Source organism: Herbaspirillum sp. LeCh32-8 (assembly GCF_017814915.1).
Taxonomy (GTDB): domain Bacteria; phylum Pseudomonadota; class Gammaproteobacteria; order Burkholderiales; family Burkholderiaceae_D; genus Herbaspirillum.
In genome coordinates this window covers 668,859-685,048 of record NZ_JAGIPZ010000001.1, presented here as the reverse complement: position 1 = coordinate 685,048, position 16,190 = coordinate 668,859, and the positions used below count along the sequence as shown (strand labels likewise).

11 protein-coding genes are annotated in these 16,190 nt (G+C 64.4%); 9 read left to right on the top strand and 2 right to left on the bottom strand.

Features of this window, described 5'->3' with window-relative positions; all coding sequences use genetic code 11:
- Positions 1 to 314 precede the first annotated feature (314 nt).
- Positions 315 to 3,845, bottom strand: coding sequence for a chromosome segregation protein SMC (smc, locus tag J8I26_RS03210; RefSeq protein WP_209603956.1), 3,531 nt, complete (start codon positions 3,843 to 3,845; stop codon positions 315 to 317).
- A 253-nt stretch (positions 3,846 to 4,098) separates the two neighbouring features.
- Between smc and J8I26_RS03205 the strand changes: the two genes are divergently transcribed.
- Positions 4,099 to 5,256, top strand: coding sequence for a branched-chain amino acid ABC transporter substrate-binding protein (locus tag J8I26_RS03205; RefSeq protein WP_209603954.1), 1,158 nt, complete (start codon positions 4,099 to 4,101; stop codon positions 5,254 to 5,256).
- Between the two features lie 107 nt (positions 5,257 to 5,363).
- On the opposite strand, the gene J8I26_RS03200 is transcribed toward J8I26_RS03205, so the two are convergent.
- The gene (locus J8I26_RS03200; protein ID WP_209603952.1) at positions 5,364 to 7,100 is read right to left on the bottom strand and encodes a methyl-accepting chemotaxis protein; all 1,737 of its coding nucleotides are present in this window, start codon (positions 7,098 to 7,100) and stop codon (positions 5,364 to 5,366) included.
- A 349-nt stretch (positions 7,101 to 7,449) separates the two neighbouring features.
- Here J8I26_RS03200 and dapC point away from each other — a divergent pair, with 349 nt between their 5' ends.
- The 8 genes from dapC to J8I26_RS03160 all read left to right on the top strand — a co-directional run bounded on the left by dapC (position 7,450) and on the right by J8I26_RS03160 (position 16,022).
- Complete coding sequence (gene dapC, locus J8I26_RS03195; RefSeq protein WP_209603950.1) at positions 7,450 to 8,661, top strand: succinyldiaminopimelate transaminase; 1,212 nt, start codon at positions 7,450 to 7,452, stop codon at positions 8,659 to 8,661.
- A gap of 54 nt (positions 8,662 to 8,715) precedes the next feature.
- The gene (gene dapD, locus J8I26_RS03190; RefSeq protein WP_209603948.1) at positions 8,716 to 9,552 is read left to right on the top strand and encodes a 2,3,4,5-tetrahydropyridine-2,6-dicarboxylate N-succinyltransferase; all 837 of its coding nucleotides are present in this window, start codon (positions 8,716 to 8,718) and stop codon (positions 9,550 to 9,552) included.
- Positions 9,553 to 9,682: 130 nt separating this feature from the next.
- Positions 9,683 to 10,042: an ArsC family reductase gene (locus J8I26_RS03185; protein WP_209603946.1), complete on the top strand. Its 360-nt coding sequence runs from the start codon at positions 9,683 to 9,685 to the stop codon at positions 10,040 to 10,042.
- A gap of 2 nt (positions 10,043 to 10,044) precedes the next feature.
- Positions 10,045 to 11,172 carry a succinyl-diaminopimelate desuccinylase gene (gene dapE / locus J8I26_RS03180; RefSeq protein ID WP_209603944.1) on the top strand — a complete coding sequence of 376 codons (1,128 nt, stop codon included), beginning with the start codon at positions 10,045 to 10,047 and terminating at the stop codon, positions 11,170 to 11,172.
- Between the two features lie 186 nt (positions 11,173 to 11,358).
- Positions 11,359 to 12,249, top strand: coding sequence for a 50S ribosomal protein L3 N(5)-glutamine methyltransferase (gene prmB, locus J8I26_RS03175; protein ID WP_209603942.1), 891 nt, complete (start codon positions 11,359 to 11,361; stop codon positions 12,247 to 12,249).
- 49 nt (positions 12,250 to 12,298) lie between these two features.
- Positions 12,299 to 14,281, top strand: a complete 1,983-nt coding sequence (locus tag J8I26_RS03170) for an ATP-binding cassette domain-containing protein (protein ID WP_209603940.1) — start codon at positions 12,299 to 12,301, stop codon at positions 14,279 to 14,281.
- 153 nt (positions 14,282 to 14,434) lie between these two features.
- Entirely contained in the window at positions 14,435 to 15,238 is an 804-nt protein-coding gene (locus J8I26_RS03165) for a cystine ABC transporter substrate-binding protein (protein WP_209603937.1), read from the top strand.
- Positions 15,239 to 15,362: 124 nt separating this feature from the next.
- The gene (locus tag J8I26_RS03160; RefSeq protein ID WP_209603936.1) at positions 15,363 to 16,022 is read left to right on the top strand and encodes an amino acid ABC transporter permease; all 660 of its coding nucleotides are present in this window, start codon (positions 15,363 to 15,365) and stop codon (positions 16,020 to 16,022) included.
- Positions 16,023 to 16,190: the final 168 nt, after the last annotated feature.

Below are 16,190 nucleotides of genomic sequence, written 5' to 3'. Positions count from 1 at the left end.
CATTGCAAATGCGCCTGCGCAAGCGTGGGCTGGCGAGGGGGTTTGTCCTCGCATCGGCTGCGTAGAACGGACTGGCTGCGGCAAGATCGCGGTCAAGATATTGTTATTTTTCATGGCCCGTGGGGGCCGCAAAAAGCATATCCGGCTGGTAAAAGCGCTTAAAACACGCTCACTGCCGGGCTGTATGACAAGGTCTTCAGGGTAGTGTTCCTGGGCCCTGCTTGTCAAGCCGACAAAGGCCGGGAAGCCGCTGTGCTGGCTGCTGTCGGCGCATGTTGCCGTACCGACAAGAGTGCATCGCGGCGCTCCCGCCATCAGGCGGCCTGCTCCGCGTTGGCGAAATTGGCGGCCGACTCCATGTCCACCGCCACGATACGCGACACGCCCTGCTCCTGCATGGTCACGCCGATCAGCTGCTGCGCCATCTCCATCGCGATCTTGTTGTGCGAGATGAAGAGGAACTGCGTGTAATCGGACATGCGCTTGACCATGTTGGCGAAACGCTCGGTGTTGGCGTCGTCCAGCGGCGCATCCACCTCGTCGAGCAAGCAGAACGGCGCCGGGTTCAGCTGGAACATGGAGAACACCAGCGCGGTCGCGGTCAGCGCCTTTTCACCGCCCGAAAGCAGGTGAATCGTGGCGTTCTTCTTGCCCGGCGGCTGCGCCATGACCTGCACGCCGGAATCCAGGATCTCGTCGCCGGTCATGATCAGCTTGGCCTGGCCACCGCCGAACAGCACCGGGAACAGTTCCGAGAAGTGGTGGTTCACCTTGTCGAAGGTGACTTGCAGCATGTCGCGGGTTTCCATGTCGATCTTGTGGATCGCGTCCTGCAGCGTGGTGATCGCCTCGTTCAGGTCGGCATGCTGCGAATCCAGGAAGTGCTTGCGCTCGGAGGCCGTGGCCAGCTCGTCCAGCGCGGCCAGGTTGACCGCGCCCAGCGCCGCGATGGCGTTGGTCAGACGGGTCACTTCGCCTTGCAGGTAGGACGGACGCATGTCGGAAGTCAGCTTCTCGGACAGCGCCGCCTCGTCGGCCTGGGTCTGCGCCAGCGCCTCGGAGAACTGCTCCTGGTTCAGGCGCGCCGCCTGTTCCTTCAGCTGCAGTTCGGTGATGCGGTCGCGCTGCGGCTGCAGGCTGCGTTCGGCCTGCATGCGGCTTTCCTCATGCGTGCGCAGTTGCTGCGAGAGCTGGTCCAGCTCGTGGCGGGCGTCGGCCAGCGCGCGTTCCTGCTCGCTGCGGCGGTCCAGCAGCTCTTGCAGGCCGGCTTGCGCGGCCTGGTCGTCCAGGCTTTCCAGCTCCAGGCTGCCCTGCTGCATGCTGGCGAACAGCTGCGCCGCCTGCTCCAGCGCGGTGGCGATGCTGCGCTTCAATTCCTCGATCTTGCTGCGGTGGGACTTCTCGGCGAACTCGGTTTCCTGCGCCGCGCGCTCCAGCTCACGCAGGCGGGCACGGGCGTCGTTCAACTGCTGTTCCTTGGTCAGGTAGTCGGTCTGGCCGTTTTCATGCTGCTCCTGCAGCTCGGCCAGCTCGATGTCGAGCTGCTCGAAGCGGGCCTCGGACTCGGCCTGCACCTGCTGCTGCTCGGCTTCCTGCATGCCGATTTCTTCCAGGTCGGTGGCGATCTGGGTGCTGCGCTGGTTGAAGCGCTCCTGCACTTCGGCCAGCTTCATCACCTCGATCTGCAGGCTGTGCGCCGACTGGGTCAGGTAGGCCGAACGCTGGCGCAGCTCCTGCAGGCGCTGCGAGGCGCCCGACAACGCGGCCTCGGCGCGCACCGCGCGGCCCTTGGCCTCTTCGGCCAGCATGTACTGGGCGCGTTGCTGCTTGGTGATGTTCTCGATTTCCTGCTGGCGCGCCAGCATGCCGTCCTGCTCCGAATCGGATGCGTAGAAGCGCACGCTGGACTGGCTCACCACGTGGCCGGCGCGCGTCACGAACACGCCGCCCAGCGGCAGCGTGCCGCGCTCGGCGAAGGCGATCGCAGTGTCGTCGGCAACGTAGACGTCGCGCAGCCAGTCGTTCATCAGCGCGCGCTGGCCGGGGTCGTTCAGCTGCAGCAGGTTGATGAAGGGCTTCAGGCCGTTGGCCGGCTGCGCGGCAGGCTGGGCCGCACCGGCGTTGGGCGCGTACAGCGCCAGCTTGGCCGGCGGGGCGTCGCTGAAGAAGGCCTTGGCCCAGTCCAGGTTGGACATTTCCAGCGCCGACATGCGTTCGCGCAGCACCGCTTCCAGCGCGGTTTCCCAGCCGGACTCGATATGCAGCTTCTGCCACAGGCGCGGCAGTTCGGCCAGGCCGTGCTTTTCCAGCCAGGGCTGGACCTTGCCTTGCGCCTGCACGCTTTCCTGCAGTTGCTTCAGGGCCGACAGGCGCGCTTCCAGCTGGGCGTTGACGGAGGTTTCGCGGCTCACCAGCTCCTGCGCGGCACGACGTTCCTCTTCCAGGCGCGGCACCTGCTCCTGTGCTTCTTCCAGGTGCATGTTGGCCTCTTCCAGCGAGGCCTGCTTTTCTTCCAGCTGCAGCTTGAGGTTGGTCAGGTGGACGTCGTCCGGCATGGCCATGCCGTTCTTTTCCTGCATCAGGCGCTCGCGGCGCGACGCCAGGCCGGACAGGATGTTGGAGGCGTTGCGCTGGTGCGTGGACTGCAGCTCGATCTGCTGCTGCACCTGCATGATCTTGCCGCGCGACTCGGTGGTCTTGACCTGCGACTCGCGCCAGGCCTGCTCCAGCGCCGGCAGGCTGTCGTTGGTGTTGTGCACGGCCTGCTGCGACTGCTCCACGCGCATGCCGAATTCTTCCAGCGCGATCTCGGCCTCGGCCAGCTCTTCCTGCTGCTGCGTGCCTTGGCGCTGCCATTGATCGCGCTGCGCGGTCAGCGAGTTCAGCTGCGATTGCAGGCGATTGCGCGATTCGATGACGAACTTGATCTGCGCCTCCAGGCTGCCGATCTCGGAGTTGGTCTGGTACAGGTGACCCTGCGCCTGGTGCAGACGGTCCCCGGCGCCGTAGTGCGCCTGGCGCATGTGCTCCAGCTCGGCTTCCACGTGGCGCAGCTTGGCGGTCTGCTCTTCCAGATCGATCTGGGCGCGCTCGATTTCCTTGAAGAACTTCTCCTGCTCGGCCTTCGCTTCGTTCTTGCGCAGCAGCCACAGCAGTTTCTGCTTTTCTTCCTGATCGCCTTGCAGCTCGTGGAATTTCTTGGCCACGGCGGCCTGGGCTTCCAGCTTTTCCAGGTTGGTGTTCAACTCGCGCAGGATGTCTTCCAGGCGGGTCAGGTTTTCGGTGGTGTCGTGCAGGCGGTTCTCGGTCTCGCGACGGCGCTCCTTGTACTTGGACACGCCGGCGGCTTCCTCCAGGAAGATGCGCAGCTCTTCCGGACGCGCTTCGATGATGCGCGAGATCATGCCCTGGCCGATGATGGCGTAGGCGCGAGGGCCCAGGCCGGTGCCCAGGAAGATGTCCTGGATGTCGCGGCGGCGCACCGACTGGTTGTTGATGTAGTAGGACGAAGTACCGTCGCGGGTGAGCGTGCGCTTGACGGCGATTTCAGCGTACTGGCCCCATTGGCCGGCCGCCTTGCCGGCGGAGTTGTCGAACACCAGTTCGACCGAGGCGCGTCCGGCCGGCTTGCGGTGGGTGGAGCCGTTGAAGATGACGTCCTGCATCGATTCGCCGCGCAGCTCGGAAGCCTTGGATTCACCCAGGACCCAGCGCACCGCGTCGATGATATTGGATTTGCCGCAGCCGTTCGGCCCGACCACGCCCACCAGCTGCCCCGGAACCTGGAAATGCGTTGGCTCGACGAAGGACTTGAATCCCGATAATTTAATGGAAGTTAGACGCACGTTATCGACAAATTAGACTGGTTGGTTGAAAGCGGAAACTTTGCTTCCGGAAAGGCCGACATCATAACATCGCAGGGCCGCAATCAGGCCAAAAACGGCCTGCCGCCGCCATCGCCGCGCGCCCGGCATGCGCCTGCGCCCCTCCCCGTCGGACACACTGCCGCCACAAACTTTGGGTATAGTGCTTGCAAACGACCGTGCGGCCACGTCCGCAACGGCACTGGGAACGTTACAACGCATACCAAGGGGATTCATGATCGTATCGCAATCGCGCCGCCTGATCCTGGCCGGCGCCGGCGCGCTGATGCTGGGCGCCACGGCCCGGTCGGCGTCGGCCGCCGGCCGCGAGCAGATCGTCAACATCGGCTTTGCCGGCGGCTTCGGCGTCAGGCAGCAGAGCAACCTGAGCTTCGGCGCGCGCGACGGCGCGCTGCTGGCCGTCGACGACGCCAACCTGCGCGGCATCGTCATCGGCGGCAAGGCCACCCGCTTCGCGCTGATGGTGGTGGACGACCAGTCCGAAATGAACTTCGCCCGCATCGCCGCCAATTCCTTCGTGGCCGCCAATGTCAGCGGCGTGATCGGGCACGTCAGCACCGACACCAGCATCGCCGCCGCGCCCATCTATGCCGATGCCGGCATTCCCATGATCAGCCCCACCGCCACTGGCCGCAGCCTCACCACGCGCGGCTACAAGAACGTATTCCAGTTGCTGGGCAATAGCGAGATCACCACCAGTTACCTGACCGAAGTCAGCGGCCAGGTGATCAAGGCGCGCCGGGTGGCGGTGCTGGACAACGGCACCCAACTGGGTGCCGCACTGGCAGACGGCTACATCGCCCGGCTGCGCCAGGCCGGCATCGAGCTGGCGGTACGCGAATCGGTGGGCGGCAAGAGTTCGGATTTCAGCGCCACCCTGCTGCGCATCAAGGCCGCCAAGCCGGACCTGATGTTTTTCACCGCGATCGGCCCGCAGGTGGTGGCGCTGCTGCAAGCCTGCAAGCGCGTGGGTCTGGATTGCAAGCTGCTCTCCACGGGCGGCGGCGTCAACCTGGAGTTTCCGCGCACGGGGCTGTATCCGGACGGCTCCAGCGTGCTGCTGCACGGCCTGCAGGTGGATCGGCGCCCCGGCTATGCCGAGTTCGAGAAGAGCTATCGCAGGAAATACGACTCGGCGCTGACCGCTTACGCGATGTTTTCCTATGATGCGGTCGGCATGTTGGTCGAAGCCATGCGCCGGCTGGACAGCACCGATCCCCGCAAGCTCTCGGCCGAGTTGCACAAGATGCAGTATCGCGGCATGTCCGGCCCGGTCGCCTTTGCCGCCGACGGCGCCCAGGTCAATCCGCCCTATACGCTCTACCAGGCCAGCCAGGCGCAATGGCAGGGAGTGAAAAGCTTCGGCGGCTGATCCTGTGCGCCGGCATCCGACGCCCCATGAAAAAACGCCGCAGATGCGGCGTTTTTTCTTTCTGCGCAATCGCTATCGGCCAATGGCCGCCGGCGCGACCGGCACCATCAGAAGGTCTCCCATTCGCCTTCATCAGCCGAGGGCTTGGCAGCAGGCTTCTGGGCAGGCGCGGGCAAAGTCTGGGCGGTTGTGGCCGGCTTCACCGCGACCTTGACCGCAGCCTTGGCAACCGGCCTGGCCACGGCGGGACGAGTCACCGGACGCGCCACCGGCGCAGCCTGAGCCGCTTCCGCCTCGGCCTCCACGCGGAAGGTCGCCACCGCCTGCTTCAGGCGGCGCGCCTGCTCTTCCAGCGAGCCGGCCGCCGCGGCGGCTTCTTCCACCAGCGCCGCGTTCTGCTGCGTCACCTGGTCCATCTGGCCGATGGCGTGGTTGACTTGCTCGATGCCGTTGCGCTGCTCTTCGGACGCGGCGGAAATCTCACCGACGATATCGGTCAGGCGACGCACCGCAGCCACCACTTCACCCATGGTGTCGCCGGCGCGCGCCACCTGCTCGGAGCCGCTGCCCACGCGCTGCACCGAATCCTCGATCAGCGCCTTGATTTCCTTGGCCGCCTGCGCGCTGCGCTGGGCCAGCGAGCGCACTTCGGAAGCCACCACTGCAAAGCCGCGACCCTGCTCGCCTGCGCGGGCGGCTTCCACCGCTGCGTTCAACGCCAGGATATTGGTCTGGAAGGCGATGCCGTCGATCACGCCGATGATGTCTGAAATCTTGCGCGAGCTCTCGGTGATGCCTTCCATGGTCTGCACCACCTGGCCCACCACCTCGCCGCCGCGGCTGGCGATGTCGGAGGCGCTGTTGGCCAACTGGCCGGCCTGACGTGCGTTGTCGGCGTTCTGCTTCACGGTGGAGGTCAGCGAATCCATGCTGGAGGCGGTGGTCGCCAGCGAGCCGGCCTGCTGCTCGGTGCGCGAGGACAGATCGAGGTTGCCCGCGGCGATCTCGCGCGCGCCGATGTCGATGGCGTCGGTGCCCTGGTGGATGCCTTTGATCACCTGCGCCAGGCGCTCGCGCATGGACGCCATTTCAAACAGCAGGCTCTTGCTGTCGCCGGGGCGCGTGTTGACGCGCACCGTCAGGTCGCCGGCGGCGATGCGGGTGGCGATGTCGACCGCATAGGCCGGCTCGCCGCCCAGGCTGCGCGTGATGCGGCGGATGATCGCCAGCATCATGACCGAAACCGCCACACCCACCACCAGCAGAATGCCCAGCAGCTTGAACAGGTTGTTCAGGAAATGCGACTGCACGTCGCTCAGGAACACGCCGGTGACGATGAACCAGTCCCAGTCCTCGTTGTGGATCACGTAGCTCATCTTGGGCGTGCGATTGCTGTCGTCGGTGCCCGGCAGGCGGCCCATGTATTCGACGTAGCCCTTCTTCTCGGCCTTGCCGACCTTGACCATCTCGGCGTAGTAGGCCTTGCCTTCGGAGTCCTTGCGGTCAGCCACGTTCTTGCCGACCATGCCCTTGTTGGACGGCAGCAGCAGCACTACCGGCTGGGAATCGAACACGAACAGGTAGTTGTCACCGTCATAGCGCATGGCGCCGATGCGCTCCAGCGCGGCCTTTTGCGCATCGGCCTTCTGCATGCGGCCGGCGGCGACGTCGCTCACGTAGCTGGCGACCACGCCGTTGGCGGCCTCCACCACGCGGCGCAGGCCGTCCTTGCGCTCGTTGATCATGTTCTCGCGGGCGCTGAAGGCCGACCAGGCCGCCAGCAGCAAGAGTCCTATCCACATCACCACAAGGGCGGACAGGAGCTGGGTTTTCAAGCTTTTCATTATTGTTCTCCGGAGTTCTTGACGTAGTACATCGCCGGCGTCAACAAGGCCGGCGCGAAAAATTGGCGAGCGACAACAATACGCCACGTTGCATACTGACAATCGGCTGAATACACCGGCATCGCACCCGTGATTGTCCGGTTTGCCCGGCCGGTTTTATTGTTTTGACAACTTGCGTCTTTCATCCGGCGCCCCATCGGCGCGATGCCGTTTTGCCAACATCAGCCGCCGCCGCTGCGGTTCATCCAATGTTGCAATAACGGTATAATCGCAAGCTTTCCCCAGCCCTTTGCCAAGGCCGCCCGCGATGTTGCGCGGAACGGCCGAAAGGCTTTTCCAGTTCAGCGCCGTGAATCCCCTACTCGACCAACTGCAGCCCTATCCCTTCGAAAAGCTCAAGAAGCTGTTCGCCGGCATCACGCCCGACCCGGCCTATCGCGCCATCAGCCTGGGCATCGGCGAACCCAAGCACCCCACCCCGGCCTTCATCCAGAAGGCGCTGGCCGACAACCTGGCCGGCCTGGCCAGCTACCCGGCCACGCTGGGCAGCGAGGCGCTGCGCAGCGCCATCGCCGACTGGCTGCAGAATCGCTATGGCATCCCGCGTCCGGATCCGGCGACCGAGATCCTGCCGGTGAACGGCTCGCGCGAGGCGCTGTTCGCGCTGGCGCAGACCGTGATCGACCCGAACAAGCCGGGCGCGCTGGTGATGTGCCCCAATCCGTTCTATCAGATCTACGAAGGCGCAGCCTACCTGGCCGGCGCCCAACCCTACTTCGTCAACTCCGACCCGGCGCGCAACTTCGCGCCCGATTTCGGCAGCGTGCCGGAAGAAGTATGGTCGCGCGTGCAGCTGCTGTTCGTGTGCTCGCCGGGCAACCCGACCGGCGCCGTGCTGTCGCTGGAAGACTGGAAGGAACTGTTCGCGCTGTCGGACCGCTACGGTTTCGTGATCGCCTCCGACGAGTGCTACTCGGAAATCTATTTCAAGCAGGATCCGCCGCTGGGCGGCATGGAGGCGGCGCACAAGCTGGGCCGCGGTTACGAGCGCCTGATCTCGTTCTCCAGCCTGTCCAAACGCTCCAACGTGCCCGGCATGCGTTCGGGCTTCGTGGCCGGCGACGCCGCGCTGCTGAAGAAATTCCTGCTGTACCGCACCTATCACGGCGGCGCCATGAGCCCGGTGATCCAGGCCGCATCGGTGGAAGCCTGGAAGGACGAGACCCACGTCCAGGACAACATCGCCAAGTACGTGACCAAGTTCTCGCAGGTCACGCCGCTGCTGCAGGAAGTGCTGGACGTGTCGCTGCCGGACGCCAGTTTCTACCTGTGGGCCAAGGTCGACAAGCTGGTCGACATCAGCGACACCGAGTTCGCCCGCCGCCTCTACGCCGAATATAATGTCACCGTCCTGCCGGGCAGCTACCTCGCCCGCGAGGCGCACGGCATCAACCCCGGCGCCGGCCGCATCCGCATGGCGCTGGTGGCCGAGGTGGAGGAATGCCTGGAAGCCGCGCAGCGCATCGTCGCCTTCACCAAGAAACTCGCCGGCCAGGCGTAAGTCGCCCCGCACCGTTACCGTTTATTTTTCGCCCGAGCGTTCAGCCATATCAACATGACACAGTCCATTCAGCAAATCATCGATCAGGCGTGGGAAGACCGCGCCAGCCTGTCCCCGAAGTCCGCGCCGGCCGACATCCGCAACGCGGTCGCCGAGGTGATCTCCGGCCTGAACGATGGCACCCTGCGCGTGGCCAACCGCCAGGGCGTGGGCCAGTGGGAAGTCAACCAATGGGTGAAAAAAGCCATCCTGCTGTCCTTCCGCCTGGAAGACAACGTCGTGGTGTCGTCGGGCGCCCCCGGCTACCCGCAGTTCTACGACAAGGTCCCGACCAAGTTCGCCAACTACACCGCTGAAGATTTCGCCCGTGGCGGCTTCCGCGTGGTGCCGCCGGCGGTTGCCCGCCACGGCTCCTTCATCGGCCGCAACGTGGTGCTGATGCCGTCCTACGTCAACATCGGCGCCTACGTCGATGAAGGCGCCATGGTCGACACCTGGGCCACCGTCGGCTCGGCCGCGCAGATCGGCAAGAATGTCCACCTGTCCGGCGGTGTGGGCATCGGCGGCGTGCTGGAGCCGGTCCAGGCCGGCCCGGTCATCATCGAAGACAACTGCTTCATCGGCGCCCGTTCGGAAGTCGTGGAAGGCGTCATCATCGAAGAGAACTCGGTGCTGTCGATGGGCGTGTACATCGGCCAGTCGACCAAGATCTACGATCGTGAAACCGGCGAAGTGCACTACGGTCGCGTGCCGGCCGGCTCCGTGGTGGTGCCGGGCAACCTGCCCTCCAAGGATGGCAAATACAGCCTGTACGCCGCGATCATCGTCAAGAAGGTCGACGCCCAGACCCGTTCGAAGACCTCCATCAACGAACTGCTGCGCGGCGAGTAATCCCTGACGCAGAGCTGGACCTGTGCGCCGCGCCGGTTGTCATGGACACCGGCGCGGCGTCGTGTTCTGAGGCGCATGAACCTGGAAGCATGAAGCGCGAACGCATTGCGCATTGAACGAGTAAAAGAGCATGGCAAAAGACATTACGCTGTACGGCATCCCCAACTGCGACACCGTCAAGAAGGCCCGCGTGTGGCTGGACGCGCAAGGCATCGCCTACACCTTCCACGACTTCAAGAAGGCCGGCCTCGATGCCGCGCAGGCGCAAGCCTGGCTGAAGGACGTCGAGCGCGACGTGCTGGTCAACCGCAAGAGCACGACCTGGCGCGCGCTGTCCGACGAGCGCAAGGCCTCGATTACCGATGACGCGTCGGCCGTGGCGCTGATGGTGGAAAACCCCTCGGTGATCAAGCGCCCGGTGCTGTTCGACGGCAAGCAATATCACGTCGGCTTCAAGGCCGATCAGTATCAACACATCTTTGAAGAATAATCATGAGCAAGACGCTGGCCCTTACCCAGGAACTGATTTCCCTCTCCTCCGTCACCCCTGAAGACAAAGGTTGCCAGGCGCGGCTGGCGGAACTGCTCTCGCCGCTGGGCTTCACCTGCGAGACCATCCAGTCCGGCGACGTCACCAACCTGTGGGCGCGCAAAGGCACGGCGCAGCCGCTGCTGGTGTTTGCCGGCCATACCGACGTGGTACCCACCGGCCCGGTCGAGAAGTGGCAATCGCACCCGTTCCAGCCGACCATCAAGGACGGCCGCCTGTACGGCCGCGGCGCGTCCGACATGAAAACCTCGATCGCCGCCATGGTGGTGGCCTGCGAGGAATTCATCGCGGCCCACCCTGAGCACAAGGGCTCGATCGGCTTCCTGATCACCAGCGACGAGGAAGGCCCGGCCATCGACGGCACTGTGGTGGTCTGCAATGAACTCAAGGCGCGCGGCGAGCAGCTGGACTACTGCATCGTGGGCGAACCGACCTCGGCCAAGACCCTGGGCGACATGATCAAGAACGGCCGCCGCGGCACCATGTCGGGCAAGCTGACCGTCAAGGGCATCCAGGGCCACATCGCCTACCCGCAACTGGCGCGCAACCCCATCCACCAGGCCGCGCCCGCACTGGCCGAGCTGGTGGCCGAGCAATGGGACGCCGGCAACGAATACTACCTGCCGACCTCCTGGCAGGTATCCAACATCCACGGCGGCACCGGCGCGTCCAACGTGATCCCGGGCGACGTGGTGATCGACTTCAACTTCCGCTTCTCCACCGCCAGCACCGTGGAAGGCCTGCAGCAGCGCGTGCACGCCATCCTGGACAAGCACGGCCTGGAATACGACCTGAAGTGGACCGTCGGCGGCCTGCCTTTCCTGACCCCGCGCGGCGACCTCTCGGGCGCGCTGGCCAAGGCGATCAGGGACGAGACCGGCCTGGAGACCGAACTGTCGACCACCGGCGGCACCTCGGACGGCCGCTTCATCGCGCAGATCTGCCCGCAGGTGATCGAGTTCGGCCCGCCCAACGACAGCATCCACAAGATCGACGAGCACATCGAGGTGCGCTACATCGATCCGCTGAAGAACATTTATCGCAAGACGCTGGAGAACCTGCTGGGCTGAAACGCGGACCGCCAGCGCGGATCGACCTCCAACTTCTCCGCCGTCCCGGCGCAGGCCGGGACCCAGTGACTTTCGTTGCATATCGATGACCGTTGAACGACGCTGGATCCTGACTTTCGTCAGGATGACGGTGCATGTCATCAAGGCCACCAGAATAATCGCGCTCACCAAGACAAGAGATCAACCATGACAACCAACACCCTCTCCACCGTACGCGACCTGCTGCGCTACGCCGTGACCCGCTTCAACACCGAACAGCTGTTCTTCGGCCACGGCAGCAGCAATGCCTTCGACGAAGCCGCCTACCTGATCCTGCATACGCTGAAGCTGCCGCTGGATCAGCTCGATCCCTTCCTGGACGCCCGCCTGCTGCCGGAAGAAATCGCCTCCGTGATGAAAGTGATCGAGCGCCGCAGCAAGGATCGCGTGCCGGCCGCCTACATCACCAACGAAGCCTGGCTGGGTGCCTACCGCTTCTACGTGGACGAGCGCGTGATCGTACCGCGCTCCTTCATCGCCGAGCTGCTGCCGCACCACTTCGCGCCGTGGATCCAGGATCCCGAAGCCATCGAGAACGTGCTGGACCTGTGCACCGGCTCCGGCTGCCTGCCCATCCTGCTGACCGACGCCTTCCCGAATGCGCAGGTCGACGCCGTCGACATCTCGCCGCAAGCGCTGGAGGTGGCGCACAGGAACGTCGCCGACTACCAGCTGCAAGACCGCATCACGCTGGTCGAATCCGACCTGTACACGCAACTGGCACCGCGCAAGTACGACCTGATCATCAGCAACCCGCCGTATGTGAACTCGGGCTCGATGGCCAAGCTGCCGCCGGAATACCTGCGTGAGCCGCAACTGGCGCTGGCCGGCGGCGAGGACGGCATGGACCTGGTGCGCAAGATCGTGGCCGGCGCCGCCGAACGCCTGACCGAGAACGGCGTGCTGGTGGTGGAAATCGGCAACGAGCGCGAATTCGCCGAAGCCGCCTTCCCCGAGCTGGAACTGACCTGGATGACCACCAGCGCCGGCGACGACATGGTGTTCCTGGTCACCGCCGAACAGCTGCAGCTGGGCTGATCGGCGCACGCAGCCGGTACCGCACGCTTTCCTTGATTTCGATTCACCGATGATCCGTTTCCAGCAAGTTTCCCTCCAGCGCGGCATCAAACCGCTGCTGGAAAATGTCGACCTCACGCTCAACCCGGGCGACAAGATCGGCCTGATCGGCGCCAACGGCGCCGGCAAGTCCAGCCTGTTCGCGATGTTGCGCGACGAGCTGCATCCCGACCAGGGCAGCATCGATTTCCCCGCGCGCTGGCGCATGGCCTACGTGGCGCAGGAGACCCCGGCGCTGGAGCGCGCGGCGCTCGAATACGCCATCGACGGCGACGCCCACCTGCGCCAACTGGAGGCCGAACTGGCCGAGGCCGAGGCGCAACCCGACGGCGAGCACGACGGCAACCGCATCGCCGAGCTGCACACCGCGCTGGCCGACGCCGACGCCTACACCGTGCGCTCGCGCGCCGAGCAGCTGCTGCTGGGCCTGGGCTTTTCGCTGGAACAGATGCAGCGCCCGGTGGCCAGCTTCTCCGGCGGCTGGCGCATGCGCCTGAACCTGGCGCAGGCGCTGATGTGCCCGTCCGACCTGCTGCTGCTGGACGAACCGACCAACCACCTGGACCTGGACGCCATCATCTGGCTGGAAGACTGGTTGAAGCGCTATGCCGGCACGCTCTTGATCATCTCCCACGACCGCGACTTCCTCGACGGCGTGGTGAACGTGATCGTGCACATCGACGATCGCAAGCTCAAGCGCTACTCCGGCAACTACTCGGCCTTCGAGCGCCAACGCTCGGCCCAGCTGGAGCTGATGGCCGGCATGATCGAGAAACAGCAACGCCAGCGCGCCCACCTGCAATCCTTCATCGACCGCTTCAAGGCCAAGGCCACCAAGGCGCGCCAGGCGCAGAGTCGCATGAAGGCGCTGTCCAAGATGGAAGAACTGGCGCCGCTGCGCGCGGCGGCCGAATTTTCGTTCGAGTTCCGCGAGCCGTTGTCGGCACCGAATCCGCTGCTGGTGATGGAGAAGGTCAACGCCGGCTATCGCATTGAAGACGACGAGAAGATCATCGTGCGCGGCATCGATTTCTCGCTGCAGAACGGCCAGCGCATCGGCCTGCTGGGCGTGAACGGCGCCGGCAAATCGACGCTGATCAAGACCGTCGCCGGCGAGATCGATCCGCTGTCCGGCACCGCACGCCTGGGCAAGGGCCTGGTGATCGGCTACTTCGCCCAGCACCAGGTCGAGATGCTGCGCCATGACGAGTCGCCGCTGTGGCACATGACGCGGCTGGCGCCGGATGTGCGCGAGCAGGAGCTGCGCAACTTCCTCGGCAGCTTCAACTTCAACGGCACCATGGCAAGCTCCCCGATCGCGCCGTTTTCCGGCGGTGAAAAGGCGCGCCTGGCGCTGGCGCTGATCGTCTGGCAACGCCCCAACCTGCTGCTGCTGGACGAACCGACCAACCACCTCGACCTGGAAACCCGCGAAGCGCTGACGATGGCGCTGGCGCAGTTCGAAGGCACGCTGGTGCTGGTGTCCCACGATCGCCACCTGCTGCGCGCCACCACCGACCAGTTCCTGATCGTGGCCGACGGCAAGCTGCAAGACTTCGACGGCGACCTCGACGACTACAAGGATTGGCTGTTCAAGACCAAGCTGGCAGCGCGCAGCGAAGGCGCGGATGCCGCGCCGTTGCCGAGCAAGGCGACATCTTCGGCGACATCGGCAGCAACGGCCTCGCCTGAAGCGCCGGCGGTGGACCGCAAGGAACAGAAACGCCTGGAAGCCGAGCAACGACAGAAGATGTCGGCGCTGAAGAAACCCATTGAACAGCGCATCAAACGCCTCGACGAGCAGATCGCCAAGCTCAACGCCCGCAAGGCCGACATCGATGCGCGCCTGGCGAGCCCGGACATCTACGACGCCGCCAACAAGGAAGAACTGAAGACGCTGATCACCGATCAGGCTTACTGCGTGAAGGAACTGGACCAGCTGGAGAATGAATGGCTTGAACAGCAGGACGCGCTGGAGCAGTTGCAGGCCTGAGCGCCGCGGGCGCAGTATGATCCGAAACGGGTGGCCCGCGGCATAAGCTTCCTACACGAATGTATTAAGCAAACCCTTGTAGTTTGGCAAAACGAAGGCATCATTGCGGCCTGGCCGCGATTTCCCGTGGCAACCGTTCTCAAAGGAGATTGCATGAACAAGAACATCAAGACCTGGCTGCTGGCAACCACCGGCGTGGCGCTGCTGGCCGGCGCCCTGTCCGCCTCCGCTGCCGACCTGCTGCAAACCGTGAAGAGTCGCGGCACCCTGAAGGTGGCGCTGGAAGGCAACTATCCGCCGTTCAACTTCAAGGATCCCAAGACCGGCCAGCTGACCGGTTTCGAAGTGGATGTGGCCAACCTGCTGGCCGCCAAGCTGGGCGTGAAGCCCGAGTTCACCACCACCGAGTGGAGCGGCATCCTGGCTGGCCTGGGCGCCGGCAAGTATGACGTGATCATCAACCAGGTCGGCATCACCGACGAACGCCAGAAGGCCTTCGACTTCTCCGATCCGTATACCCTGTCGAGCGCCCAGCTGATCGTGCGCAAGGACGAAACCCGCCAGTTCAAGAGCCTGGACGACCTGAAGGGCAAGAAGCTCGGCCTGGGCCAGGGCACCAATTTCGAACAAAAGGCCAAGAGCGTGCCGGGCATCGACGTACGCACCTACCCCGGTTCGCCCGAGTACCTGGCTGACCTGGCGGCCGGTCGCATCGACGCCGCGCTCAACGACAGCCTGCTGGTGGGCTACATCTTGAAGTCGACCAAGCTGCCTTTGAAGGGCGGCAACCCGGTCGGCGCGGTCGACAAGATCGGTATTCCGTTCCGCAAGGATAACCCGGAGTTCAAGACGGCCCTGAACAAGGCGCTGGCCGATATCAAGGCCGACGGCAGCTTCAAGCAGGTGTCCGAGAAGTGGTTCGGCATTGACGTCAGCCAGCCGCCGAAAGCACAATAAGCCGCTCGCCGGCGCCCACGGGCTTGCCGGCGACTTCCGGCGAACCTGGTCCGGCGTCTGAACGGCGCCCTTCGGACGACATTTATCCCCGCCTTGCGGGGATAATTTTTTATATCGATTGCCTATGGAAATTCTCGAACTGCTGCAGCAAGCCGGCCCCACGCTGATGAAGGGCGTGGGCTATACCCTGCTGTTCGCGCTGGCGTCAATGCTGGGCGGCCTGGCGCTGGGCTTCGTGCTGGCGGTGGCGCGCATCGTGCCCTGGCGCCCGATCCACTGGCCGGCGGCGGTCTACGTCAGCTTGATGCGCGGCACTCCGTTGCTGGTGCAAATCTTTGTGGTGTATTACGGCTTGCCCAGCGTGGGTATCGAATTCTCGCCGCTGACCGCTGGCGTACTGACCCTGAGCCTGAACGCCGGCGCCTACCTGTCGGAAAGCCTGCGCGGCGCCATCTTGGGGGTGACGCGCGGCCAGTGGAACGCCGCCTATAGCATCGGCCTCACCTACTTCCAGACACTGCGCTTCATCATCGTGCCGCAGGCGGTGCGCATCGCCGTACCCTCCATGAGCAATACGCTGATCAGTCTGATCAAAGACACTTCGCTGGTCTCCGTCATCACGGTGACCGAGCTGATGCTGGCGACCAAGGAAGTCATCGCCGTGACCTTCCGCCCGCTGCCGCTCTACATCGCGGCGGCCGGCATCTATTGGATCTTGAGCCTGTGCTTTGAAGCCCTGCAGCATCGGCTGGAAAAGCGGCTCGGCAAGGCGCATGAGGTGTGATCACGGGTAATCGGCCCCATGCGCGCCGATGCAGCCTGAAAGAAACCGAACCATAAAATAAAAAGCCCGGACGAGCTTTTCGTCCGGGCTTTTCTTTTCATAAAATTACCGCTTGAGCGGCTCAATGCGTTGTAGCAGGCATACGGCGGCAACTCTTTTGCTTGCCCC